The organism is Lysobacter sp. GX 14042, assembly GCF_021390425.1.
Taxonomy (GTDB): domain Bacteria; phylum Pseudomonadota; class Gammaproteobacteria; order Xanthomonadales; family Xanthomonadaceae; genus Novilysobacter.
On sequence record NZ_JAJUWY010000005.1, the window covers coordinates 77,533 to 102,663 of the forward strand.

Below are 25,131 nucleotides of genomic sequence, written 5' to 3' on the forward strand. Positions count from 1 at the left end.
GCGCGTTACGTCGCCAGCTCCAGCAATCCGTGCAACGCCGCCTCCACGGTCTGCCGCCGGACCTGCTCGCGGTCGCCGTCGAAGTGGAACACCACTGCGGTCGGGTAGCCGCCACGACGCTTCCAGGCAATCCAGACGGTGCCGACCGGCTTGTCCTCGGTGCCGCCGCCGGGACCGGCGATCCCGGTCACCGCCACCGCCAGGCTGGCACCGGAATGCACCAGCGCCCCGGAGACCATCTCGATCGCGGTCTCGCGGCTCACCGCACCGTGCTCTTCCAGCGTCGCCTGCTGGACCCCCAGCAACGCCTGCTTGGCCTCGTAGCTGTATGCCGCCAGGCCGCATTCGAACCAGCTCGACGAGCCGGGCACGTCGGTCAGCGCCTTGGAGATCCAGCCACCGGTGCAGCTCTCGGCAGTGGCCAGCCGATGGTGCTGGCGCTGCACCGCCGTTCCGACGCGGGTGGCCAGTTCCTCCAGGGCCTCGTCACTGATGTGCTTGCTCATCGGTGGACTATAGCGTGCGATCCACCCCGGCCGGTTGCGACGGTGGGACAATGCACCGCCATCGCCCCTGCAGGACTCCACCAGCGTGACTCCCGATACTTCCCCCGGTTCCGCCACCGCAGCCGCGGTCGACCCACTGGCCGCGCGCTGGCGGGAACTCCTGGCGGCGGCCGGGACGGACGTGGCCGGGCTGCTCGACCGGGTATGCGGGGCCGCGTTGCCGGAGATGGCCGACCACTTCTATGGCGGCATGCTGGCCGACCCGCGCGCGAGCCGCTACCTGTCGGTGGAGAAGGTGCGCGACCGGCTCAAGCCGTCGATGCAGCGCTGGCTGCGGGAGGTGCTGTCGGCCGCTCCCGGCGATGTCGATGCCCTGGTCGCGACCCAGAAGGTCGTCGGCGACGTGCACGCGCGCATCGGGGTCCCGGTCGACCTGGTGAGCCGTGGCGCGCGGGAACTCAAGGGCCGGCTCTACCACCATATCGAGCGCCTGGCGACCGACCCGGAACAGGCGCTGCGGGCGACCACCTGCGTGAGCCACTCGGTGGACCTGGCGCTGGAGTTCATGACCCAGGCCTATGTGAGCGCGCGCGAGCGTTCCAGCGCGATCGACGCGTCCTACCGGCTGTTCTCGCTGGTGCAGAACATCAGCACCGAGCGCGAGCGCCAGCGGGCCCTGCTGCTGGACTGGGAAAACGCCCTGCTGTACGCCGTCGCCGGGCGCGCGGTACCGGCGATCGCCGAGTGCGGCATCCGCCGCTCCGAGTTCGGCCTGTGGTTCACCCACAAGGGACTGCCCAGCTTCGGCGAGACCGCCGAGACCCGGGAGATCACCAGCCTGATGGCGGAGGTGGACGCCGAGCTCACCGCCCGGCTGCCCGACGTCGACGACCCCCAGCGGCGCCAGGACATGCTGCGGCAGGTCCGCGCCATCGTCGGCCGGATCCGCGCGGTCATGGGGCTGCTGTTCGAGAACATCGGCGACCTGGAGGCCGGCCGCGACGCCCTGACCAGCCTGCTCAACCGCCGCTTCCTGCCCACCGTGCTGCGGCGGGAGATCGAGCACAAGCGCCGCAGCGGCGACGACTTCGCGCTGCTGCTGCTCGACCTGGACCACTTCAAGCCGATCAACGACCGCTACGGCCACGAGGCCGGCGACCGCGCCCTGCACCATCTGGCGACGGTGCTGACCCAGAGCACCCGCGGCAGCGACTACCTGTTCCGCTATGGCGGCGAGGAATTCGTGGTGGTACTCGGCTCGGTGAACCAGCAGCAGGCGCTGGCAATCGCCGAGAACCTGCGCCAGCGCATCGCCGCCTCGCCCGCGGCCCTGCCCGACGGCAACTCGCTGCCGCTGACCGCCAGCATCGGCGTGGCCATGCACGACGGGCATCCCGACTACGAGCGCATGCTCGCGCGCGCCGACGCGGCGATGTACCACGCCAAGCGCACCGGTCGCGACCGCGTGGTGCTCGCCGAGGATTCGCTCCCAGAGCCTCCCGGCGCGCAATCCCCGCCTCCGCACTGAGTCAGGTCCGGAAACGGGAGGCCGGTTGGCCGCGCCCCGGCGGGCGCTGGCCCTCGCCCGGCTCCGCCTGCGTTGTTCCCCGGAGACGATCGCCTGTGGGCGGTGACGGGAGCCAGCGCAGCCATGCACGTTTCAACCGGTCCAAGGGTGTGCCTCACGCCGGTGGCACGCATCGGGGATGGACTGGCGGCGGAGATCGACCGGCTGGCAGCCAGCGCCGCCGAACCCAACCCCTTCTATGAAAGCTGGTGCCTGCGGCCGGCGCTGGAACTGCTGGCCACCGCTCCGCTGGAGCTGCTGACCGTACGTACCGCCGCGGGCGGGCTGATCTGCCTGCTACCGCTGACCCGTCGCCCGCATTTCAAGCGGCTGCCCCGCCGCACCCTGCGTTCGTGGCAGCATGACTATGCGTTCCTGGCCGCGCCGCTGGTTCACCGCGACCACCTCCAGGAAGCGGTCGATGCCCTGCTCGACTGGTTCGCCGACACCTGCACGACGGCCGGGGTCGTGGAGCTGGCGAACATCCGCATGGATGGCCCGGTGGCCGCGGCGCTGGACGCGGGGATCGCGCGGCGTCCCGGCCTGCTGTCGCGCTGCATCCGCTGGACCCGCGCAATGCACCGGCTGGACGCGCCGGACGACCCGTCCCACATGTCGAACCGGCAGCGCGGCACGCTGCGCCGCAAGGAACGCCGGCTGGCCGAGAAAGGCGCGCTCGGCTACCGCGTGATGTCCGACGACGACGACCTCATGGCCTGGGTCGGCAACTTCCTGCGCGTGGAGGCCAGCGGCTGGAAGGGGCGTGCCGGCACCGCCATGGATGCCGGCGAGGCCGACCGTGCGTTCCTGGTCGCCGCCTGCCGGGCCGCGCGGGCCGCCGGGCAGCTGCACATGCTGGCCCTGGAACTGGACGGCGAGCCGATCGCGATGAAGTGCAACTTTCTCAGCGGGACCCATGCCTTCACCTTCAAGATCGCCTACGACGAGGCGTACGCGCGGCATTCGCCGGGCATCCTGCTGGAGCTGTTCCAGATGGGCTGCATCCGCGAGACCCACCCGCAGCTCGAGGCGGTCGATTCCTGCACCGTGGCCGACAACACCATGTTCCCGAACCTGTGGCCGGGCACGTGCGAACTGGGCGACTACGCGATCCTGCGCAACAACCTGGTCAACCGGGCCGCGCTGCAGCACGGCGAGCGCCTGCAGCGGATGCTGCGCCCTCCGGCCGAGGCGGTTGCATGAGTACGCTCGCGCCACTGGCAGCCAGGATCGATACGACGCCGCGCTACTGCACCCGCCCCGGCGACCCGGTGCGCGACCGCGATGCCGTCCTCGCCATCTGGGGCGACAACTTCGGCCCGCTGGCCATGCAGCCGCACAAGTACGACCACTTCTATCGCGACAACCCGTTCGGACCGGCGATGCTCCAGTTGCTGTGCCGGCAGTCCGACGGCGAACCGGTGGGCGTCATCGGCGCCGGCCCGCGCCCGATGATCTGGCGGGGACAGCCCATCCGCGCGGCGGTCGTGGCGCATTTCGCGGTGCTGGCGCAGCATCGCTCGCTGGGGCCGGCACTGATGCTGCAGCAGGCCCTGGTGGCGACTGCGCGCGAGCGCTTCGACCTGCTGTACGGCCTGCCAAGGCCGAGCGCGGCCGGCGTTGCGCGCCGGGCCGGCTTTGCGGCACTGGGCAAGCTGACCCGGCATGCCCGGGTCCTTCGCCATGGCGGCTATCTGCAGCGCCGGCTGCCGGCCGCGGTCGCACGGCCCGCGGGCGCGCTGGTCGACATGGCCGCGCAACTGCGCGACAGGGTGGCCGACGGGGTCCGCCCCCGGCTGCACTGGTCCTGGTCGGCGCGCAGCGATCCGCGGATGGACGCGCTGTGGCATGGATCCGCGCATGCCGGTGCGCTGACCAGCGTGCGCACCCACCGGCTGCTGCAGTGGCGCTTCGATCGCCCGCCGGCCGGCCGCGCGCGCTTCCTGCTGGTGGCTGACGATGCCGGGCGGCTGGTGGCGTGGTTCGCCTGCGACGCGCATGTCGGACCGGACGATCCGCTGCGGGTGGTCGACTACTGGTCGGCCGGTGCGATGACCGGGATCGACCGGCCCTTGATCCGGGTGCTGGTCGCCGCGGCCCGTGCCCAAGGCCGCAGCGCCATCCACCTGCTGGTGACCACCAGCGAGGCGGCAATGGCCAGCTGGCGTGCGGAAGGCTTCGTCGCCCGCAGCGCACAGCCGCTGATCGGCCTCTGGCTCAACCGGTGCCTGGCGCCGGACGGCGCGGCGGATCTGCACATGAGCTGGCTGGACCAGGACGGGTGAGCATGGCGGGCTTCGCGCGCAAGCTGGTCCGGCAGATCCGCATCGACGGCGTGGCCGGGGTGCTCGCCAAGGTGCCACTCTGGCTGCGCGGCCACTGCGAGGCCAGGCTGGACCGCCGCCTGGGCATCGCCACCGTGGGCCAGGTCGAGGTCGCCGATTCGGCGCTGCTCGAGCCCGGCCATGACCACCTGGCCAACGCGGTCTTCTACGCGCCGTTGCAGTTCGCCAAGTTCCGCCGGCTGATCCGCGCCGCGCGGCCATTCGATCCGGAGCAGTACACCTTCATCGACTACGGGGCCGGCAAGGGCCGCGCCCTGGTGCTGGCCAGCGGCCTGGGATTCCGCCGGGTGGTGGGCATCGAGCTGTTCGACTCGCTCTGCCGCCACGCCAGGCGCAACCTGGACGCGGTTGCCGCCCGCGACCCGGCCGCGGCCCGGATCGAACTGCTGTGCATGGACGCGGCGCTCTACCGCCCGCCCGCCGGCGACCTGTTCTGCTACTTCTACAACCCGTTCGACGACGTGGTGATGCGTCAGGTGCTGGCCCATCTCGAGGCCGCCGATGCCAGCGCCGCGCGGCGCATCCTCATCGCCTACTCCAACCCGGTCCACGCCGGGGTGTTCGATTCGGCGGGCTTCCTGCGCCTGCACCACAGCAGCGACGGCCTGCGCATCTACCGCAACCGGCGCCACTGAGCCGTTCGTCGGCCCCGCCGCGACCGACTACAATCCCCGGTCGCCGGCCGGGTCGCGTGCGCTGCTCCCCCGCGTCCACCAGGCCGTTCCCTACACGTGGACTTGTCGTTGAACCAGATGGCCGCCCCGACCGGGACCCAGCCCGAGCACACCCCCCTGATGAAGCAGTTCTTCGCCGCCAAGGCGGAGCATCCGGACGTGCTGTTGTTCTTCCGGATGGGGGACTTCTACGAGCTGTTCTTTGACGACGCGCGCAAGGCGGCGAAGCTGCTCGACATCACCCTGACCCAGCGCGGGTCCTCGGCCGGCCAGCCGATCCCGATGGCCGGCGTGCCGCATCACTCGTCCGAGGGCTACCTGGCCCGGCTGGTGGCGCTGGGCGAGTCGGTGGCGATCTGCGAGCAGGTCGGTGACCCGGCGACCAGCAAGGGCCTGGTCGAGCGCAAGGTGGTGCGCATCGTCACCCCGGGCACGGTGACCGACGAGGCCCTGCTCAGCGAGCGCCGCGACACCCTGCTGCTGGCGGTTGCCCGCGGCCGTGATGGCTGGGGCGTGGCATGGGCGGACCTGGCTGGCGGACGCTTCCTGGTCAACGAGGTCGCCAGCGAGGATGCGCTGGAGGCCGAGCTGGCACGGCTTGAGCCGGCCGAGCTGCTGCTGCCCGACGAGGACGGCTGGCCGCCTTTCGCGACCTCGCGCACCGGCGTACGGCGGCGGGCGCCGTGGCTGTTCGATCCCGATTCCGGTCGCCGCCAGCTGCTGAGGTTCTTCGGCACCCACGATCTCACCGGCTTCGGCATCGACGACCGGCCGCTGGCGATCGCCGCGGCAGCCGCGTTGCTGGGCTACGTCGAGGAAACCCAGAAGCAGCGGCTGCCGCACCTGACCGCGATCGCGGTGGAGTCCGGCGACGGCGCCATCGCCATGAATGCCGCCACCCGCCGCCATCTCGAACTCGACACCCGCACCGACGGCGAGACCCGCCACACCCTGCTGGGCGTGCTCGACTCCACCGTGACCCCGATGGGCGGCCGGCTGCTGCGCCGCTGGCTGCATCGCCCGTTGCGCGACCACCCCACCCTGCGCAGGCGCCACCACGCGCTGGCCACTTTGCTGGAATCGGATGCCGGCGACGCATTGCGCACCCGGTTCCGCGGCCTGGGCGACCTGGAGCGGATCCTCGCCCGCATCGCCCTGCGCAGCGCCCGCCCGCGCGACCTGTCCACCCTGCGCGACGGGCTGGGCATGCTGCCGGACGTGCGCGGCCTGCTCGCCCCGCTGGACTCGCCGCGGCTCGACGAGCTGGCCGCGCAGCTGGGCGAGCACGACTCACACGCGCACCTGCTGTCTTCGGCGATCGTCGGGCAGCCTCCGGTGCTGGCCCGCGACGGCGGCGTGTTCGCCGAAGGCTACGACGCCGAACTCGACGAACTGCGCCGGCTGTCCACCAGCGCCGACCAGTTCCTGGTCGACCTGGAGCTGCGCGAGCGCGAAGCTTCCGGCATCCCGACCCTGAAGGTCGGCTACAACCGCGTGCACGGCTATTACCTGGAGATAAGCAAGGCCCACGCGGCCAAGGCACCGACCCATTACACCCGGCGCCAGACCCTCACCAATGCCGAGCGCTACATCACCGAGGAGCTGAAGGCTTTCGAGGACAAGGTGCTGTCGGCTCGCGAGCGGGCGCTTGCACGCGAGCGGCTGCTGTACGAGCAGTTGCTGGACGTGCTCGGCGGCCAGTTGGAGCCGCTCAAGCTGTGCGCCGCCGCGCTGGCCGAGCTCGACGTGCTGGCCGGCCTGGCCGAACGCGCGCAGGAACTCGACTGGGCACGGCCGGAGCTGACCGGCGAGCCCGGCATCCACATCGAGCGCGGCCGCCACCCGGTGGTCGAGGCGGTGCGCGACGAGCCCTTCGAACCCAACGACCTGGTCCTGCACCCCGACCGGCGCATGCTGGTGATCACCGGCCCCAACATGGGCGGCAAGAGCACCTACATGCGCCAGAACGCACTGATCGTGCTGCTGGCGCACATCGGCAGCTTCGTGCCGGCCGCGCGCGCGGTGATCGGCCCGATCGACCGCATCCTGACCCGCATCGGCGCCGGCGACGACCTCGCCCGCGGGCAGTCGACCTTCATGGTCGAGATGAGCGAGACCAGCTACATCCTCCATCACGCCACCGACCAGTCGCTGGTGCTGATGGACGAAATCGGCCGGGGCACCTCCACCTACGACGGCCTGGCCCTGGCCGAAGCCTGCGCCCGCCACCTGGCCGGGGCCAACCGCGCCTGGACCCTGTTCGCGACCCACTACTTCGAACTGACCACCCTGGCCGAGCCGTCCAGCGGGATCGCCAACGTGCACCTGGACGCGGTCGAGCATGGCGAAGCGCTGGTGTTCATGCATGCGGTCAAGGACGGCCCCGCCGACCGCAGTTTCGGCCTGCAGGTGGCGGCGCTGGCAGGCCTGCCCAGGACGGTGATCAGCCAGGCACGCGGACGATTGGCCGAGCTGGAAGCACAGAGCCGGGACGCACCGCGCCCTTCGATGGCCGCACCGGCGCTGGATGCGCCCCAGCAGATCGGATTGTTTGCGCCGCCTTCGGCAGCACTCGAGGCGCTTGCCGCGCTGGATCCGGACGAGCTGACGCCGAAACAGGCGTTGGAGGCCCTGTACCGGTTGAAGTCGTTGGGGTGATCGGGGGGTTCCGGCGCAATACGCCGCGGTGCGGCTATTGCGCCCTACGCAGCCCGTAATCGTTTGCCCCTCCGGCGATCGATGCCTAAACTCCGGCGGTCCGCCGGGGCCCCTCGTCCCCGGCCACTTCCACGCCGTGGACACACCCGATCGACCTAGATCAACCAACTTCACCATGGGCCGAGGCGGTCCGTGGCGTCGTGGGGAGCGCCCCGGCGGCTGAACCGCCGCCCGCCTCCGCGGCCGCCACCCGCGCCCGGACCGGAGGCATGCAATGACCCTGGACACCCTCGCCGTACGTCCCCTCCACCCTGTCGATGCACAGGGCAACTTCGATGCCGACCAGGCGGCCGCATGGCTCGGCAGCCGGCTACAGGCCGATGACCTGGACGCCTTGCGGGCGGCGCTGCCGGACGTGCTGGCGGTCGACCTGGCGGACATCCTCAGCCGCCTGCCGCCGCTGGCGATGGCCACGGTGCTGCCACTGATCCCGGGCGAGGAGCGCGCCCTGGTGTTCGGCTACCTGCCACTGGAGCTGCAGACCAGCCTGGTGGCGAAGATGCCGCGGGCCAAGGTGGTCGAGCTGCTCGACCTGATGTCGGCCGACGAGCGGGTCGACCTCTACAACACCCTGCCACCCGACCGCCGCGAGCGCGTGCTGCCGGCGCTGGCCCACGCCGAACGCGAGGACATCCGCCGCCTGGCCAGCTACCCGCCCGGCAGCGTCGGCTCGATCATGACCTCCGAGTACGCGGTGCTGACCGCGGAGCTCAACGCCGGTGAGGCGATCGCCGAGCTGCGGCGGGTCGCTCCCGATGCCGAGACGATCTACAACGCCTATGTCGTCGACCCCCAGCGCCGGCTGATCGGCGTGGTCAGCCTGCGCCGGCTGATCCTGGCCGAGCCCGACACCCCGCTGGCCGAGGTGATGGCGCCCAACCCGATCACCGTGCAGGTCGACGCCGAGCGCCGCGAAGCGGCCAGGCGGATCGCCCGCTACGACTTCATCGTCCTGCCGGTGGTCGACCACGACGGACGCATCGTCGGCATCGTCACCGCCGACGACGCCATGGACGTCGCCGCGGCCGAAGCCACCGACGACTTCCACAAGACCGGTGGTTCGCTGGGCAACCTGACCGTCAGCATGAAGAGCGCCACCGTCGGCCTGCTGTACCGGCAACGGGTGTACTGGCTGGTGGTGCTGGTGTTCGCCAACCTGTTTTCCGGTGCCGGCATCGCCCACTTCGAGGACCTGATCGCCACCAACATGGCGCTGGTGTTCTTCCTCCCGCTGCTGATCGCCAGTGGCGGCAACGCCGGCGCGCAGTCGGCCACGCTCATGGTGCGCGCGCTGGCCACCGGCGACATCGAGCTACGCGACTGGAGCTCGATGCTGCTGCGCGAACTGGCCGTGGCCCTGCTGCTGGGCGTCACCATGGCCCTGGCGGTCAGCGCCATCGGAGTGTTCCGCGGCGGGCCGCCGATCGCTCTGGTGGTGGCGGTGGCGATGCTGCTGATCGTGATGGTCGGCAGCCTGATGGGCATGTCGCTGCCCTTCCTGCTCAGCCGGTTCCGCGCCGATCCGGCGTCCGCCAGCTCCCCGCTGATCACCTCGCTGGCCGACGGCATCGGCATCCTGATCTACTTCGGCATCGCGACCTGGCTGCTGGGGATGCTGGGCGGTTGAGGCTTCAACGTGCATCACGCCAGCGCGGCGTCGAGGTCCTCCCACAGGTCCTCGACGTCTTCGATCCCGACCGACAGCCGCAGCAACCCCTCGGTGATCCCGGTCGCCTTGCGGGTCGCTTGGTCCAGCATCCGGTGGGTCAGGCCGGCCGGGTGCTGGACCAGCGTGTCCACCGAACCCAGGCTCACCGCCGGGGTCATCAGCTTCACCTTCGACATCAGCGCCGCGGCCGCAGCGTGGCCGCCCTTCGCCTCGAAGGAAATCAGCGTGCCCGGACCGCGCATCTGGGTGCCGGCCAGTTCCGCATTGCGCACCGTGCCCAGGCCCGGGTAATAGACCGCAGCCACGGCGGCATGGCCCTGCAGGCGGGTCGCCAGTTCGCGCGCATTCGCCTGCGCCCGCTCCACCCGCAGCGGCAGGGTCGGCAGGCCGCGGTGCAGCAGGAAGGCGGCCATCGGGTGCAGCAGGGCGCCGGTGGCGGCGCGCATCGTGCGCAACGGGGCGGCGTCCTCTTCACTGCAGCACACCACGCCGGCGATCACGTCACCATGGCCGCCCAGGAACTTGGTCGCGCTGTGCAACACGTAGGTCGCACCCAGGTTCGCGGGGTTCTGCAGCACGGGGGTGGCGAAGGTGGAGTCCACCAGCACCGGCACCCCGCCGGCGGCCTCGACCACGGCCTGGATGTCGACCAGGTCCAGGGTCGGGTTGCCGGGAGTCTCGATCACCACCAGCGCGGTGTCGTCGCGGCGACGGGCGGCGATCTCGCCGGGCTGCACGAATTCGGCCTCCAGCCCGCACAGTCCGCTGGACAGCAGATGGTCGGAGGTGCCGTACAGCGGGCGCACCACCAGCACGTGGCGACCGTGGGCCTGGCGGGCCATCAGCACCGCGGTCAGGGCCGCCATGCCGGACCCGTAGGCGACGCAGGCCTGCGTCCCCTCCAGCGCGGCGATCGCGCGCTCGGTCCGGGCCACGGTGGGATTGTGCAGGCGGGCGTAGATCGGGTTGTCGGCGCGGGCCTGGCCCGCGACCAGGGCCGAAAAGCTGTCGCCTCCCGCGTCCAGGTCGGTCACCGGGTAGGTGGTCGACAGGTCCAGCGGCGGCGCGTGCACGCCCAGTTCGATGAAGTCCTCGCGACCGGCGTGTACCGCGGTGGTGTGGAAACGACGCATGCATCAGGCCCCTGTTGTGGAGTCCGGATGCTAACGCGTCCTCACAGTGCGTCGATGTCGCCGAGTGCGCGGATCAGGCGGCGCGCGCGCTTGTCCGGCTTTCCTTCCGGCGCCCGGTAGCCCACGCGTTCGGCGGCGCGCCGTGCCCTCGCGTCCTCGCGCGCCTTCCGCGAGGCGTCCGATTCCGCGTACAGCGCCTGCGCCACCACGGCCGGTCCGCGGGTGTCGCTGAGCCCGAGCACCTGCAGTTCGAACACCTCCTCACCGCGGGTGACCTTGAGCGCGTCCCCCACCCGCACCGCGCGCGACGGCTTGGGGCGCTGCCCGCCGACCTCGACCTTGCCGTGCTCGACGGCCTGTCTGGCCAGGCTGCGGGTCTTGAAGAAGCGCGCGGCCCACAACCACAGGTCCAGGCGGACGGTCTCGTTGTGTTCGGAGTGATCCATGCAGCGCCATGATGCCGCGCCACCGATGGGCGCATGCTGAAGCCGGAAACGACGACGGCCGCCCCGGGGGCGGCCGTCGTGCGCGACTTGCGTCGGATTATTACTCGGCGTCGGCAGCCGGCGCCTCTTCGGCCGGGGCCTTCGGAGCCTTCGCGGCTTCCTCGGCGGCCTTGGCCGCGGCGGCCTGCGCCAGGGCCTTGGCGCGGGCGTTGCCGGCCAGGTCTTCCTTGATGCGCGCCTTCTTGCCTTCCAGGCCGCGCAGGTAGTACAGCTTGCCGGCGCGGACCTTGCCGCGGCGCTTGACCTCGACCGAATCGATGGTCGCGCTGTGGGTCTGGAACACGCGCTCCACGCCGAAGCCATGGGAGATCTTGCGCACGGTGAACGAGGAGTTCAGGCCGGCGTTCTTGGTGGCGATCACCACGCCCTCGTAGGCCTGCACGCGCTCGCGGTTGCCTTCCTTGACCTTCACATTGACGACCACGGTGTCACCGGGGCCGAAGGCGGGCAGCTCGCGCTGGATCTGCTGGGATTCGAACTCCTGCAGCAGGGTGTTGATGGAGGGCTTGTTCATGGCTTTGGCCTGTTGGAATGGTTGTAGCGCGAGTGCACGTGGACCCGCGTCATGGCATGAAGCCGCACATTATGGAACACGCCACCCGCTTGGCGCAATCCCGCCGGGACGGGGCTTCGAGGAGCAAGAAACGAGTGGAGAGGAACGAGGAACGAGTAAAGGCCGCTCACCCCTGGCGGAGGCGATCCAGGGTCCTGCGGTCCGCCTCCGTCAGCGCCGCGCCATCCAGCAGGTCCGGCCGGCGCTCCAGGGTGCGGCGCAGGGATTGTTCGCGGCGCCATTTGGCGATCTCGGCGTGGTTGCCGGACAGCAGCACGTCCGGGACCTTGCCCAGTTCGTGCTCCACCGGCCGGGTGTAGTGCGGGCAGTCCAGCAGGCCGCCCTCGAAGCTGTCCTGCTCGGCGGAACCGGCATCGTTGAGCGCGCCGTCCTGCAACCGCGCAATCGCATCGACCACCACCGCCGCGGCCAGTTCGCCACCCGACAGCACGTAATCGCCGATCGAGACCTCCTCGTCGACTTCGGCCCGCACCAGCCGCTCGTCCACGCCCTCGTAGCGCCCGCACAGCAGCATCACCCGCTCGCGGCCGGCCAGTTCGCGGACCCCGGCCTGGTCCAGCGGCCGGCCCTGCGGACTCATGTAGACCACCCGCACCGGACGCGGATCGGCCGCGCGCGCGGCGGCGATCGCCCGGCGCAGCGGATCGACCAGCATCACCATCCCCGGGCCGCCACCAAACGGACGGTCGTCGACCCGCCGGTAGTTGCCCTCGGCATGGTCGCGCGGGTTCCAGCCCTGCAGCGACAGCAGCCCGCGCTCGATCGCGCGGCCGGTCACGCCGAAGGCGGCGCACTGGGCGATGAACTCCGGAAACAGCGACACGACGTCAATTCGCATACCGGCAATTGTAGGGCGCAATAGCCGCCCCCCTCTCAGGACCAGTCGGGATCCCAGTCCACGGTCATGACCCCGGCTTCCAGGTCGATGCCCGTCACGTAGTCGGGGCGCACGAACGGGATCAGGTGTTCCGCGTCGCCGCCGCGCACCATCACCACGTCGTTGGCGCCGGTGGCGAACAGGTGCGAGACCCGGCCCAGCTCCAGGCCTTCGGCGTTCACCACCCGCAGGCCTTCCAGGTCCGCCCAGTAGAACTCGCCGGGCCGGGCCTTCGGCAACTGCTCGCGCGGGACGTGAATCTCCAGGCCGAACAGCGCCTCGGCGGCGGTGCGGTCATCGACGCCGGGGAACCGGGCGACGATGTGCCTGCCCTTCTCCTCGCCGTGCACGCCCCTGAGTTCGCGCTCGACGCCGCGGGCGTCGACGACGGTCCAGGGCTGGTAGTCGAAGATGGCGATGCGCGGGTCGGTGAAGGACTCCAGTTTCACTTCCCCGCGCAAGCCGAGGGCGCCAGCCACCCTGCCCAGGAGGATGCGGCGCCCTTGCCCGTTCATGATGCGAACCCTGCCCGCGCGCGGACGCGCGGCCGGATCAGGCGGCGTCGCCCGCCGGGGCGGCGGCCGCGGCCTTCTTGTGGTCCTTGTACAGCGCGGCGACCTTGTCGGTCATCTGCGCACCGTGGCCCAGCCAATGCTGGACGCGCGCGTCCTCGAGGACGATGCGCTGCTCGCCACCGGTCGCGACCGGGTTGTAGTAGCCCAGGCGCTCGATGTTGCGGCCGTTGCGGGCGCTGCGGCTGTCGGTGACGACGATGTGGTAGAAGGGACGCTTCTTGGCGCCGCCGCGAGCCAGTCGGATCTTGACCATGGTGGTTTCCTTGTTGCCCAGCCGTCGGAGTGACGGGGTAAGCCTGCAAGTATAGCGGGCCGGATCAGCGGAACGGAAGACCCCGCATGCCGCCGCCCATCATGCCCTTCATCCCGCGCATCATGCCCTTCATGCCGCCGCGGCCCAGCTTGCCCATCATCTTTTCCATCTGCTGGTACTGCTTCATCAGCCGGTTCACGTCCGCCGGGGTGACGCCGGCGCCGGCGGCGATGCGCTTGCGGCGCGAGCCGTTCAGCAGCGCGGGATTGCGGCGCTCGCGCTGGGTCATCGAGTTGATGATCGCGATCTGCCGCGGGACCTCCTTGCCGGTCACCTGCGCCTTGACCTCGTCGGGGATCTGGCCGATGCCCGGCAGCTTGTCCATCAGGCCACCGATCCCGCCCATGCTCTGCATCTGCTCGAGCTGGTCACGCATGTCGGCCAGGTCGAACTTCTTGCCCTTGGCGACCTTGGCCGCCAGCCTGGCGGCCTTGTCCTGGTCGACCTGCTGCTCGACCTGCTCGACCAGGCTGAGCACGTCGCCCATGTCGAGGATGCGGTTGGCGACCCGGTCGGGGTGGAACACGTCCAGCCCGTCGAGCTTCTCGCTGGTGCCGATGAACTTGATCGGCTTGCCGGTGACGTAGCGCACGCTCAGCGCCGCGCCGCCGCGGGCATCGCCGTCGGTCTTGGTCAGCACCACGCCGGTCAGCGGCAGCGCCTCGCCGAAGGCCTTCGCGGTGTTCGCCGCATCCTGGCCGGTCATCGAGTCGACCACGAACAGGGTCTCGGCCGGGTTGACCGCGGCGTGCAGGGCCTTGATCTCGGCCATCATCGCCTCGTCCACGGCCAGCCGGCCGGCGGTATCGACCAGCAGCACGTCGATGTAGGTCTTCTTCGCCTCGGCGATCGCGGCGCGGACGATGTCCTCCGGGCGCTGGTCGCCAGTGGACGGGAAGAACGTGACCTGAGCCTGCCCGGCCAGGGTCTCCAGCTGGTCGATCGCGGCCGGACGGTAGACGTCGGCGCTGACCACCATCACCTTCTTCTTGCGGCGCTCGCGGAGCAGCTTCGCCAGCTTGCCGACCGTGGTGGTCTTGCCCGCGCCCTGCAGGCCGGCCATCAGGATCACCGCCGGCGGCTGCACGTTGAGGCTCAGCTCCGACGACTGGGCGCCCATCACGGTCGCCATCTCGTCGCGCACGATCTTGATCAGCGCCTGGCCGGGAGTCAGCGACCTGGCCACCTCCTGCCCGACCGCGCGCACCTTGATCCGCTCGACCAGAGCCTGCACCACCGGCAACGCGACGTCGGCCTCCAGCAGCGCGATGCGCACCTCGCGGGTCGCCTCGCGGATGTTCTCCTCGGTCAGCCGGCCACGGCCGCGCAGGCGCTCGATGGTGCCGGACAGGCGCTGGGACAGGGATTCGAACATTGACGGGGACCACGGACGAACGGACCGGTCATTGTACGGCGCATTCCCGGCCGGGTGCGCGGGCCAATCACCGGACGCCGAGCACCACCTCCAGCGCGACCTTCGTCCCGAAGAACGCCAGCACCAGCAACCCCATCGCCACCAGGGTCCACCGCACCGCGGTCCTTCCGCGCCATCCGTAGCGCCAGCGCCCGGCCAGCAGCGCGCCGAACACCACCCACGACAGCGCGCTGAGCACGGTCTTGTGCACCAAATGCTGGGCCAGCAGGTCGTGGACGAACAGCACGCCGGTGAGCAGGGTCGCGCTCAGCAGCACGAAGCCGACCTTGATGCTGCGGAACAGCAGGGTTTCCAGTTCCACCAGCGGTGGCAGCGCGCGCAACCAGCCGTGCAGGTCGCGCCGGCGCAGCGCCCGCTCCTGCAGCCACAGCATCACCGCCAGCAGCGCCGCGATCGCCAGGGTGGCGTACGACAGCAACGCCAGCCAGGCATGCAGCTGCAGCCGCCAGTCCAGCGGCATCGGCGCCAGGTCGCCGCGCAGCCCATGGCCCAGCAGCGCCAGCGCCGCCAGCGGGTAGACCACCACGCCCAGCAGCGCCATGCGCCCGCGCGCGCCGACCGCCGTGGTCATCAGCGCCATGCCCAGCGTCACCAGCGAGAGCGCGGCGAACAGGTGCAGGTCGGCGCCACCGCTGGCCCGCCAGTCCAGCACGTGGTCCAGGCCGTGCAGCACGATGCCGGGGACCACCGGCAGCAACCAGGCACGCGAGCCGGCGCGGTCAGCCACGATCGAAGCCACGAGCGCCGCCGCCGCCGCGAGGTAGCAGGCCACCGCGATGAGAACGATTGTCATCGCGCAAGTGTCGCACGCCCGCCGCGCGGCGGGTACACCGCGGGCGGCGGGATCAGAACCGCGCGCGCAGGCCGACCATGGCGTTGCGGCCGCCGTGGATGTAGATCGCCCCGTGGTTGCCGTGGCCACCGTTGAGTGCGCCGTCCGGCGCCAGCGAGTTGGGCACGATCACGTTGCGGTTGCGGTCGAGCAGGTTGCGCACCGAGAAGAAACCTTCCCAGTGCCGGCCGAAGGCATAGCTGCCGGACAGGTTGGTATCCCACTGCTCGGCGAACCACGATGGCGTGGTCGAGCGGTACTTGTCGTCGGTCCAGACCGTGTTCAGGTAGAGCCGTGCCGGTCCGTGCTGCCAGGAGATCGACAGCGAGCCGAGCTTGTCGGCCATGCGCACGATCGGGACCTCCGGTTCGTTGACCATGAACGAGCCACGCACCGACAGTCCGCCCCAGGCACCGGGCAGGTAGTCCAGGGCGTGGCTGAATTCCAGCTCCCAGCCGTGGATCCGGATCGCGTCGCCACTCACCCGCTCGGTGGTGATGAAGGTGTAGTCGGCGTACTCCTCGCCGGTGTAGCCGAACTCCTCCGCGGTCATCTCCTGGCTCTGGAACAGGCCGTCGATCCGGTTCTGGAAATAGTTCAGCGCCACCACCCCCACCGGCTCGAAGTAGCGGGCCAGGCGCACCGACAGGTTGTCGGAGATCTCCGGCTCCAGGCCGGCGTTCGGGGCACGGACGATCCGCTCGATCTCGTCGATCGACCAGGTGCCCGACAGCTGGCTGACCTCCGGGCGCCGGATGGTGCGGCTGTAGCCGAGCTGCAGGTCGGTGCTGTCGTCGAACGAGTACTTCAGCGAGCCGCTGGGGAAGAAGTGGTCGTAGCGGCCCTTGCGGGCCACCTTCGGGCGGGAGAGGAACTGGTGCTCCAGGCCCTCGATGGTGGTCGCCAGGCCGGTGTCCGGGTTGACGTCGAACCCGGCCGCGGCGAGCTCCTGTGGCGAGAGCCGGTCATGCTCCACCGAGCGCGTGCCGGTCTGCTCCCAGCGCAGCCCCGCCCGCGCCTTCAGCCGCGGCGTGAGGTCGGCGGTGCCCATGAAGTACAGCGCGTCGACCTCTTCGCGGTAGTCGGTGGTGTTGCCCACGTACACCCCGTACCACTCGCTGGGCGAGCTGGCCGTGGTGGGCACCCAGTGCTCCGGATTCGCGCGCCACAGTTCCAGCAGCTTGTACATGCTGGGCAGGTAGAGGTCGGTGTGCCCGTCCAGCGAGGTGAAGCCGACGCCGCTGTCGGCGTAGGAGGCCTGGTTGTCGCTCTGGATCCGGCGCAGGAGCTCGGTCAGGTCGAGCGGGCCGGCGTAGGCGTAGCGGTCCAGGTCGCCACGGTTGTGGAAGTCGTAGTCGGCGCGCTGCCGTTTCAGGCCGGTCTTGAACTCCACCGGCACCCGGCCGAAGTCCTGGTCGAAGGTCAGGTCCAGCGCCCCGCCACGCAGGTTCACCTCGGCGTACGGACCGCTGTTGGTGCGCAGGATCAGCGGATCGACCGAGGAAAACGCCGCCGGGTCGCTCCAGTCCACGCCGTCCAGCTGGGTGATCTGCCATGGCTGGCCCAGCGTCGTGTCGCCGCGCGAGGCCGAGAAGTTGCCCCGGGCCACCAGCGCGCTCATGGTGTTGGCCGCGCCCTTGCGGCCCTGCGGGTCGTAGGTGCTGATCGAGTTGGAGAACGACAGGTGGCCTTCCAGCTTCAGGTGTTCGTTGCTGTACTCGAAGCTGGGCACGAGGGTGCGCCCGCGTCCGTCCTTGTAGGTCATCGAGTTGGTGATCGACAGCGTGTCGGCCGTGTCCGGCTGCCGGGTGCTGAAGTCCCGGACCGGGTCCCCGTCCACCCCGTGGGCGCGCGCGCCGCTGGTGAAGGTGTAGTTGGTCGAGCCGGCCCAGATCCCCGAGCGGTTGAACACCGTCGCCAGCGCCAGGACCAGGTTGTCGCTGGCCTTGTAGTCGACGTTCAGCGAGGCCGCCGCGCGCATGATCTCGCGCGTCCCCATCTGCGGGTTGATGGAGGTGATCGCCAGCGGCTCCGGGCTTGCGGCGCTCGGCAGGTAATTGCGGTTGGCGGTGATCTGCTCCTGCTCGACGTACAGGTTCGACTCGCTGGCGGTGAACACCACGCCCAGCCGGCGGTCGAGGAACACGTCCGAATACTCGACCTGGCCGCCGGGCAGCACCCGGCGCCCGCCATAGCCGCCCTCGCCCGGCCCGGTCCGGCCCCTTGAATCCCAGACGTTGGAATGGGTGGTGCCGCTGAGCTGCGCGACGAGCTGCCGCCCCTCACGGTCGAAGGCGCGCTTGGTCTTCAGGTTGATGGTGCCGGCCGGCGCGTTGGCATCGACGTCGGCGCTGACCGTCTTGGACACTTCGATCGAGTCCAGGTTGCTCAGCGACATCTGCTCGAAGCTGAAGCTGCGCGAGCTGCCGGCACCGGTGTTGGCGTCGGCCGCGGCCAGCCCCACGCCGTTGAAGGTGATCGCGGTGTAGGCCGATGGCATGCCGCGCAGCCCGAGGGTGCGCACGGTGCCGTCGCCGGTGCTGTCGGTGTCCACCCCGGGCATGAACTTGATGAACTCGCCGGGGTTGCCCTCGGAGATGTCGCCGTACGACTCCGCCGACAGGCTGTTGGTGATGTCCATCGAGGCGCGCTGTTCCATCAACGCGCGGGCATCGCCCTCGCGCACCCCGACCACCCGCAGGGTGTCCAGCGTCCTGGCCCCGTCGGCGGAAACCGCGGCGCTGTGCAGGTCCACGTCCTGGCGCCTGGCCTCGCCCGGTGCCAGTTCGAGCTGCAACGACTGGACCAGATAGCCTGTGAACTCGACGGTCAGTTCCACCGGTCCCGCCGGGACGCCGTGCACCCGGTACACGCCGCCGCTGCCGGACGTGACGGTCTGCTGGCCGGATGCGCTCCTGACCCTGACGATCGCATTGCGCAGGTACCCGTCGGTGGCCGGGTCGAAGATGTAGCCGCTGAGCGAACCCGCCTGCTCCGGCTGGACCACCCCGGTCACCGCGGGCCGTGCCTCCTGCGCCAGGGCCGGCGGGGCTGCCGCGAGCGCGACCATGATGGCGCCGGCCAGCGCTCCCTTTTCCATTACCGACATCGTCTTTCCTTGCCTTTCCATGATTGCCGAGGTGTCGCGGGGCGGCATTGAAACAGAAAAGCGCCCGCGGCCGCCCTCACGGCACGTGAGCCCCGGCTTTCCGGCAGCAATCAATTGCATTGACAATTATTGCGCGCGCAATAAAATTCCCCGGTCATGTCGACCGCAACCGCCTCCGCCACCACCCTCGGACTGGTGTTCCGCCAGCTTCGCGACGCGATGTGGGCGCGGATGGAAAGCGAGCTGCAGGCAGCCGGCCACGAGCTGACCTTCAGCCAGTACATCACCCTCAGGCACCTGGCCACGGGCGCGACCGGAATCACCGAGCTGGCGCGTGCGGCCGAGCTCAATCCGGGTGCGATGACCCGGCTGATCGACCGCCTGGAGGCCCGCCGGCTGGTCGAACGCAGCGCCGATCCCAGCGACCGGCGCGCGGTCCAGGTCACGATGACCGCGGCCGGCGCCGCACTGTGGAAGGACGTGGACCACTGTGGCGAGCGCGTCCGCACGCTGGCCCTGGAAGGCCTCGACGCCGGGGACCGCGCCCGGCTGCTCGCCCTGCTCGACCGGGTCCGCGACAACCTCACTCTCCAAGGCTCCTGACATGCCCCCGATCCGACCTCGCCCGCCCCGCGGGCTGAAGCCCGTGTTGTCCGCGCTCGCGCTTGGCCTGCTGCTGGCCGGCTGCGCCAGCACCGGCGGCATCGCGCCGCGTGACGGCCTGCTCGATGCCGACGGTCTTGATGCCGGCCGCAGCCTGGCCACGGCCCGGCTGGCGGATGCCGCATTCCCCGTCCGCAATTGGTGGACCGTCTTGGGCGACCGGCAACTGGACGCGCTGATCGACGAGGCGCTGGCCGGTACGCCCGGGCTCGATGCCGCGGACGCGCGCCTGCGCCAGGCATTGGCCCGGGCCGGCCAGGCGGACGCCGCGCGACGGCCGACCGTGGGCGCCTCGGCGCGGATCTCCGGCCTGCAGATCCCGGAATCGATCGTCGAGCCGCCGATCGGCGGCGAGTTCAACACCAGCGGCGTGCTGATGCTCAACCTGTCCTGGAGCCCTGACTTGTGGGGCGGCCAGCGCGCCCGCTGGCAGTCGGCGCTGGGCGAGGCGCGCGCCACCGAAGTCGAGGCGCAGGCCGCCCGGCTCACGCTCGCGGCGAACATCGCCCGCAGTTACATCGGTCTGGCGCAGGCTTTCGAAACCCGCGATGCCGCGGTCGCCGACCGCGCCCGCGCCGGGCGCCTGCTGGAGCTGGGCCGCCAGCGGGTCGAGGCCGGCCTGGACAGCGAACTGCAGCTGCGCCAGGCCGAAAGCGCCATCGCCAGCGCGGGCGAGCAGGCCGAGGCCGCGCAGGCGCAGATCGACAGCCAGCGCAACACGCTGGCCGCACTGCTTGGCAAGGGCCCGGACCGGGGCCTGGAGATCGAACGCCCCGCCCTGCTCGCCGCTCCCGCCCCGCGCCTCCCCGACGTGCTGCCCAGCGAACTGCTCGGCCACCGCCCGGACGTGGTCGCCGCCCGCTGGCGGGTCGAGGCCGCGCACCAGGGCGTGGAAGCCGACCGGGCGGCATTCCGCCCGAGCGTGAACCTGGCGGCGATCGCCGGCCTCGCCGCCGGCAGCCTGTCGGACCTGTTCGGCAGCGACGCCCTGCTGCTGCAGGGCGGCCCGGCACTCAGCCTGCCGATCTTCGATGGCGAGCGCCTGCGCGGCCGGCTGGCCGAGAGCAGCGCCACCCAGGACCTGGCCGTCGCCCAGTACAACCAGCAGCTGCTCGATGCCCTGCGCGAGGTGACCGGGGCGCTGCAGGCGGCCCGTTCGCTGGATGCCCGCCTGGTCGAGGCGACCCGCGCCCGCGAGGCCGCCGACGCGGCGGCCGGGATCGCCCGGACGCGCTACCAGGCGGGGCTCGGCAACCAGCTGGACGTGCTCGCCGCCGAGGAACCCCTCGCCCGGCTGGACCAGCAGCTCGCCTCGCTGCGCGCGCAGCGCCTGGCCGCGACCGTCGCCCTGGACCAGGCGCTCGGCGGCGGCCTGGCGCCCGCCGCACCTTCCCTTTCCACCGTCCCGGACCGGACCCGCCCGCAATGACCACCGAACCCAATCCCAACGCCGCCCGGCCGCCCCGGCCCGCGCCTGCCCCCGTCCGCGGACGGCGCCGCAAGGCACTGCTGATCCTCGCCCTGGTCATCGCGGTGGCCGGCATCGCCTGGGCCGCCTGGTACCTGTTGGTGGCGCGCTGGCACGAGTCAACCGACGATGCCTACGCCCAGGGCAACGTAGTCGCGGTCACCCCGCAGGTCGCCGGTACCGTGGTCAGCATCGGTGCCGACGACGGCATGCGGGTCGAAGCCGGACAGGTGCTGGTGCAGCTCGACCCCAACGACGCGCAGGTCGCCTACGACCAGGCGGTCGCCAATCTCGCCGCCACCGTGCGCCAGGTGCGCGGGCTGTACAGCGCGGTGGAGTCCGGCGAGGCGGAACTGTCGGCGCAGCGGGTGGCGGTCACCCGGGCGCGGGCCGACGTGGCACGACGCGAAGGGCTGGTCGCCAGTGGCGCGGTCTCGGCCGAGGAACTGGCTCACGCGCGCACCCAGCTGGACGCCGCCGAGGCCGCGCTGTCGGCCACCCGCGGGCAGCTCTCGCGCAGCCGGGCGCTGGTCGACGAGACCACCGTCGCCCGCCAGCCGCAGGTCCAGGCCGCCGCCGCACAGGTCCGCCGGGCCTGGCTGGACCTGCAGCGCGCGCAGATCGTCGCCCCGGTGTCCGGCCACGTGGCGCGGCGCAGCGTGCAACTGGGCGAGCGCGTGCAGCCGGGCGCGGCGCTGATGACCGTGGTGCCGCTGGAGCAGATGTGGGTGGAGGCGAACTTCAAGGAAACCCAGCTGGCGAGGATGCGCATCGGCCAGCCGGTCACGGTGCGCGCCGACCTGTACGGCGGCGACATCCGCTATACCGGGCACCTCGCCAGCCTGGGCATGGGCACCGGCAGCGCGTTCTCGCTGTTGCCGGCGCAGAACGCCAGCGGCAACTGGATCAAGATCGTCCAGCGGGTCCCGGTGCGCATCGAGCTCGATCCCGAACAGCTGGCCAGCCACCCGCTCCGGCTCGGGCTGAGCATGAGCGTGGAGGTCGACCTGCACGACCAGGACGGCGCGGTGCTGGCCGCGCAGCCGCCGACCCAGCCGGTGCTGAGCACCGACGCCTATGCCCGGCAGATCGCCGAGGTCGATGCGCTGATCGAGAAGATCGTGCACGACAACCTCGCCGCCCGCGGCTGAGCCGCCCCCCGGAACACCGATGGCCACCTCCCCCACCAAGCCTGCGACCGCCGGCGGCTTCGTCCCGCCCCACCTCGGCCTGACCACGGTCGCGCTGGCGCTCGCCTCGTTCATGCAGGTGCTGGACCTGACCATCGCCAACGTCTCGCTGCCGGCGATCACCGGCAACCTGGGCGGCAGCGGCAGCCAGGCGACCTGGGTGATCACCTCGTTCGCGGTCAGCAACGCGATCGCCCTGCCGTTGACCGGCTTCCTCACCCGCCGATTCGGCGAGCGCAAGCTGTTCATGTGGGCGACCGCCGCGTTCTCGGTGGCCTCGCTGCTGTGCGGACTGGCCGGCAGCATGGGCACGCTGGTCGGCGCCCGCGCCCTGCAGGGCTTCGTCGCCGGGCCGATGTACCCGATCACCCAGGCGCTGATGATCTCGGTCTATCCGCGGGAAAAACGCGGCCAGGCGATCGCCCTGCTGGCCATGGTCACCGTGGTGGCGCCGATCGCCGGGCCGATCCTGGGCGGCTGGATCACCGACAACTACAGCTGGGAGTGGATCTTCCTGATCAACGTGCCGATCGGGCTGTTCTGCAGCTTCGTGGTCGGGCGCCAGCTCAAGGGCCGCCCGGAACGGCTGGAGAAGCCGAAGATGGACTACGTCGGCCTGGCCACCCTGGTGCTGGGGGTGGGCGCGTTGCAGCTGGTGCTGGACCTGGGCAACGAGAAGGACTGGTTCGCCTCGACCGAGATCGTGGTGCTGTCGATCACCGCGGTGATCGCGCTGGCGGTGTTCCTGATCTGGGAGCTCACCGAGCGCGACCCGATCGTCAACCTGCGGCTGTTCCGCCACCGCAACTTCACCAGCGGCACCATCGCCATGGTGCTGGCCTATTCGGCGTTCTTCAGCGTCGGCCTGCTGGTGCCGCTGTGGCTGCAGCGCAACCTGGGCTACACCGCGATCTGGGCCGGCTTCGCCACCGCGCCGATCGGCGTGCTGCCGATCCTGCTGACCCCGCTGGTGGGCAAGTACGCGATGCGCTTCGACCTGCGCATGGTGGCCAGCGCGGCGTTCGTGGTGATGGCACTGACCAGCTTCCTGCGCGCCGGCTTCAACCTCGATGTCGACTTCCGCCACGTCGCCGAGGTGCAGCTGATCCAGGGCCTGGGGGTGGCGCTGTTCTTCATGCCGATATTGACCATCCTGCTGTCGGACCTGGAACCGCACGAGATCGCCGCCGGCTCGGGCCTGGCCACCTTCGTGCGCACCCTCGGCGGCAGCTTCGCTGCCTCGCTGACCACCTGGGGCTGGGGCCAGCGCAGCACCCTGCACCACGCCCAGCTGACCGCCCACATCGACGCCTACGATCCGGCCATGCAGCAGACCGTGGCCCAGCTCGGCCAGGGCGACGTGCAGCGCGGGGCGATGATGCTGGACGGCATGATCGCCCAGCAGGCGACCCAGATCGGCTTCAACGAGATCTTCCACCTGCTGGGCATCCTGTTCCTGGTGGTGATCGCCTTCGTCTGGCTGGCGAAGCCACCGTTCACCGCCAAGGGCGGACCGGGGGCGGCCGCGGGCGGACACTGACGGCGTATTTGCGGGTGAATCAGGAGGCGGCTTCCAGGGCCTCGGCCAGGGTGCGGACCGGGACGATTTCCAGCTCGCCCAGTTTCCCGCTCTTGGGCGCATTCGCTTTCGGCACGATCGCCCGCCGGAAACCATGCGTCGCCGCCTCCTTCAGCCGGTCCTCGCCGTTGGGCACCGGGCGGATCTCGCCCGACAGGCCGACCTCGCCGAAGGCGATCGTGCGCTCGGCCAGCGGCCGGTCCTGCAGGCTGGACAGCACCGCCAGCAGCACCGGCAGGTCGGCGGCGGTCTCCTGCACGCGGATGCCGCCGACCACGTTGACGAACACGTCCTGGTCGCCGGTCGCCACCCCGCCGTGGCGGTGCAGCACCGCCAGCAGCATCGCCAGCCGGTTGCCCTCCAGGCCCACCGCCACCCGCCGGGGGTTGCCCAGCGGCGAGGAATCCACCAGCGCCTGCACCTCGACCATCAACGGCCGGGTGCCTTCGCGGGTGACCATCACGCAGCTGCCCGGCTGCGGGCCGCTGCTGCCGGACAGGAAGATCGCCGAGGGGTTGGGCACCTCGCGCAGGCCCTTGTCGCCCATCGCGAACACACCCAGCTCGTTGACCGCGCCGAAGCGGTTCTTGAACGCCCGCAGCACCCGGAACCGGCTGCCGGACTCGCCCTCGAAGTACAGCACCGCATCGACCATGTGCTCGAGCACCCGCGGCCCGGCGATGCCGCCCTCCTTGGTCACGTGGCCGACCAGGAACACCGCGGTGCCGGTCTCCTTGGCATAGCGCACAAGCCGCGCCGCGCTCTCGCGCACCTGGCTCACCGAGCCGGGCGCGGCGGTCAGCGACTCGGTCCACAGCGTCTGCACCGAGTCGGCGACGATCAGGCCCGGCTTCATCGCCGCCGCCTGCTCCAGGATGCGCTCGATGCCGGTCTCGGCCAGCGCACTGACCCCGTCCAGCGGCAGCCCCAGGCGCGAGCCGCGGCCGGCGACCTGGCCCAGCGACTCCTCGCCGGTGACATACAGCGACGGCAGGCGCCCACCCATGGTCGCGACCGCCTGCAGCAACAGGGTCGACTTGCCGATGCCCGGGTCACCGCCGACCAGCACCACCGCGCCGGGCACCAGCCCGCCCCCCAGCACCCGGTCGAGCTCGCCGATGCCGGTGGAGACCCGCGCCTCTTCCGAGTACTGCACGTCCTTGAGCGCGGTGACCTTCGGCGGATCGACCTTGCCGGCCCAGCCACTGCGCCGCGCCGGCGCACCCGCCTTCACCGCGGCAGCGGGCTCGACCACGAACTCCGACAGCGTGTTCCACTCCCCGCAGCCGGCGCACTGGCCCTGCCACTTGGAATGGTCCTCGCCGCACTCGCTGCAGACGTAGGCAACCTTGGCCCTGGCGGCCGTGCGGGGGGACTTGCTGGCAATCGACATGGGCG

Annotated in this window: 21 protein-coding genes; 10 read left to right on the forward strand and 11 right to left on the reverse strand. The window is 70.9% G+C overall.

Going from position 1 to position 25,131, the window contains the following annotated elements; genetic code table 11:
* Positions 1-5: 5 nt before the first annotated feature.
* Entirely contained in the window at positions 6-506 is a 501-nt protein-coding gene (locus LY625_RS08715) for a CinA family protein (RefSeq protein WP_233739642.1), read from the reverse strand.
* Positions 507-591: 85 nt separating this feature from the next.
* Here LY625_RS08715 and LY625_RS08720 point away from each other — a divergent pair, with 85 nt between their 5' ends.
* The 6 genes from LY625_RS08720 (at position 592) to mgtE (ending at position 9,437) form a co-directional block, all read left to right on the forward strand.
* Positions 592-2,034 carry a diguanylate cyclase gene (locus LY625_RS08720; protein ID WP_233739643.1) on the forward strand — a complete coding sequence of 481 codons (1,443 nt, stop codon included), beginning with the start codon at positions 592-594 and terminating at the stop codon, positions 2,032-2,034.
* 162 nt (positions 2,035-2,196) lie between these two features.
* Positions 2,197-3,276 carry a GNAT family N-acetyltransferase gene (locus tag LY625_RS13490; protein ID WP_233739644.1) on the forward strand — a complete coding sequence of 360 codons (1,080 nt, stop codon included), beginning with the start codon at positions 2,197-2,199 and terminating at the stop codon, positions 3,274-3,276.
* Positions 3,273-4,358 (forward strand): hypothetical protein, encoded by a 1,086-nt coding sequence (locus tag LY625_RS08730; RefSeq protein WP_233739645.1) that lies wholly within the window; start codon positions 3,273-3,275, stop codon positions 4,356-4,358. The genes LY625_RS13490 and LY625_RS08730 overlap by 4 nt, the downstream gene beginning before the upstream one ends.
* A gap of 2 nt (positions 4,359-4,360) precedes the next feature.
* Positions 4,361-5,053 carry a class I SAM-dependent methyltransferase gene (locus tag LY625_RS08735; protein WP_233739646.1) on the forward strand — a complete coding sequence of 231 codons (693 nt, stop codon included), beginning with the start codon at positions 4,361-4,363 and terminating at the stop codon, positions 5,051-5,053.
* Between the two features lie 117 nt (positions 5,054-5,170).
* On the forward strand, positions 5,171-7,750 hold the full coding sequence (gene mutS / locus LY625_RS08740; RefSeq protein WP_233739764.1) for a DNA mismatch repair protein MutS: 2,580 nt from the start codon (positions 5,171-5,173) through the stop codon (positions 7,748-7,750).
* Positions 7,751-8,024: 274 nt separating this feature from the next.
* Entirely contained in the window at positions 8,025-9,437 is a 1,413-nt protein-coding gene (gene mgtE / locus LY625_RS08745; RefSeq protein ID WP_233739647.1) for a magnesium transporter, read from the forward strand.
* Between the two features lie 14 nt (positions 9,438-9,451).
* On the opposite strand, the gene LY625_RS08750 is transcribed toward mgtE, so the two are convergent.
* The 9 genes from LY625_RS08750 to LY625_RS08790 form a co-directional block, all read right to left on the reverse strand.
* The gene (locus LY625_RS08750; RefSeq protein WP_233739648.1) at positions 9,452-10,612 is read right to left on the reverse strand and encodes an aminotransferase class I/II-fold pyridoxal phosphate-dependent enzyme; all 1,161 of its coding nucleotides are present in this window, start codon (positions 10,610-10,612) and stop codon (positions 9,452-9,454) included.
* 41 nt (positions 10,613-10,653) lie between these two features.
* The gene (locus LY625_RS08755; protein WP_233739649.1) at positions 10,654-11,058 is read right to left on the reverse strand and encodes an RNA-binding S4 domain-containing protein; all 405 of its coding nucleotides are present in this window, start codon (positions 11,056-11,058) and stop codon (positions 10,654-10,656) included.
* Between the two features lie 100 nt (positions 11,059-11,158).
* The gene (gene rplS / locus LY625_RS08760) at positions 11,159-11,632 is read right to left on the reverse strand and encodes a 50S ribosomal protein L19 (protein WP_233739650.1); all 474 of its coding nucleotides are present in this window, start codon (positions 11,630-11,632) and stop codon (positions 11,159-11,161) included.
* Between the two features lie 166 nt (positions 11,633-11,798).
* Positions 11,799-12,530 carry a tRNA (guanosine(37)-N1)-methyltransferase TrmD gene (gene trmD, locus LY625_RS08765; protein WP_233739651.1) on the reverse strand — a complete coding sequence of 244 codons (732 nt, stop codon included), beginning with the start codon at positions 12,528-12,530 and terminating at the stop codon, positions 11,799-11,801.
* A gap of 35 nt (positions 12,531-12,565) precedes the next feature.
* A complete protein-coding gene (rimM, locus tag LY625_RS08770; protein ID WP_233739652.1) occupies positions 12,566-13,084 on the reverse strand; it encodes a ribosome maturation factor RimM in 519 nt (172 codons plus the stop codon).
* A gap of 37 nt (positions 13,085-13,121) precedes the next feature.
* Positions 13,122-13,397, reverse strand: a complete 276-nt coding sequence (gene rpsP, locus LY625_RS08775; protein ID WP_233739653.1) for a 30S ribosomal protein S16 — start codon at positions 13,395-13,397, stop codon at positions 13,122-13,124.
* Positions 13,398-13,461: 64 nt separating this feature from the next.
* Positions 13,462-14,832 (reverse strand): signal recognition particle protein, encoded by a 1,371-nt coding sequence (gene ffh, locus LY625_RS08780; RefSeq protein WP_233739654.1) that lies wholly within the window; start codon positions 14,830-14,832, stop codon positions 13,462-13,464.
* Positions 14,833-14,899: 67 nt separating this feature from the next.
* Complete coding sequence (ccsA, locus tag LY625_RS08785) at positions 14,900-15,685, reverse strand: cytochrome c biogenesis protein CcsA (protein ID WP_233739655.1); 786 nt, start codon at positions 15,683-15,685, stop codon at positions 14,900-14,902.
* 52 nt (positions 15,686-15,737) lie between these two features.
* Positions 15,738-18,833 carry a TonB-dependent receptor gene (locus LY625_RS08790; RefSeq protein WP_233739656.1) on the reverse strand — a complete coding sequence of 1,032 codons (3,096 nt, stop codon included), beginning with the start codon at positions 18,831-18,833 and terminating at the stop codon, positions 15,738-15,740.
* 156 nt (positions 18,834-18,989) lie between these two features.
* On the opposite strand from LY625_RS08790, the gene LY625_RS08795 reads away from it, so the two are divergent.
* The 4 genes from LY625_RS08795 to LY625_RS08810 are packed head-to-tail and all read left to right on the forward strand — an operon-like array spanning position 18,990 to position 23,694.
* Positions 18,990-19,436, forward strand: coding sequence for a MarR family transcriptional regulator (locus LY625_RS08795; protein ID WP_233739657.1), 447 nt, complete (start codon positions 18,990-18,992; stop codon positions 19,434-19,436).
* Positions 19,437-19,479: 43 nt separating this feature from the next.
* Positions 19,480-20,925 (forward strand): efflux transporter outer membrane subunit, encoded by a 1,446-nt coding sequence (locus tag LY625_RS08800; RefSeq protein ID WP_343223479.1) that lies wholly within the window; start codon positions 19,480-19,482, stop codon positions 20,923-20,925.
* Positions 20,922-22,115 carry an HlyD family efflux transporter periplasmic adaptor subunit gene (locus LY625_RS08805; RefSeq protein ID WP_233739659.1) on the forward strand — a complete coding sequence of 398 codons (1,194 nt, stop codon included), beginning with the start codon at positions 20,922-20,924 and terminating at the stop codon, positions 22,113-22,115. Before LY625_RS08800 ends, LY625_RS08805 begins: the two co-directional genes overlap by 4 nt.
* 19 nt (positions 22,116-22,134) lie before the next feature.
* Positions 22,135-23,694: a DHA2 family efflux MFS transporter permease subunit gene (locus tag LY625_RS08810; RefSeq protein WP_233739660.1), complete on the forward strand. Its 1,560-nt coding sequence runs from the start codon at positions 22,135-22,137 to the stop codon at positions 23,692-23,694.
* A 19-nt stretch (positions 23,695-23,713) separates the two neighbouring features.
* Here LY625_RS08810 and radA read toward each other — a convergent pair whose 3' ends face one another.
* Positions 23,714-25,126 (reverse strand): DNA repair protein RadA, encoded by a 1,413-nt coding sequence (gene radA / locus LY625_RS08815; RefSeq protein ID WP_233739661.1) that lies wholly within the window; start codon positions 25,124-25,126, stop codon positions 23,714-23,716.
* Positions 25,127-25,131: the final 5 nt, after the last annotated feature.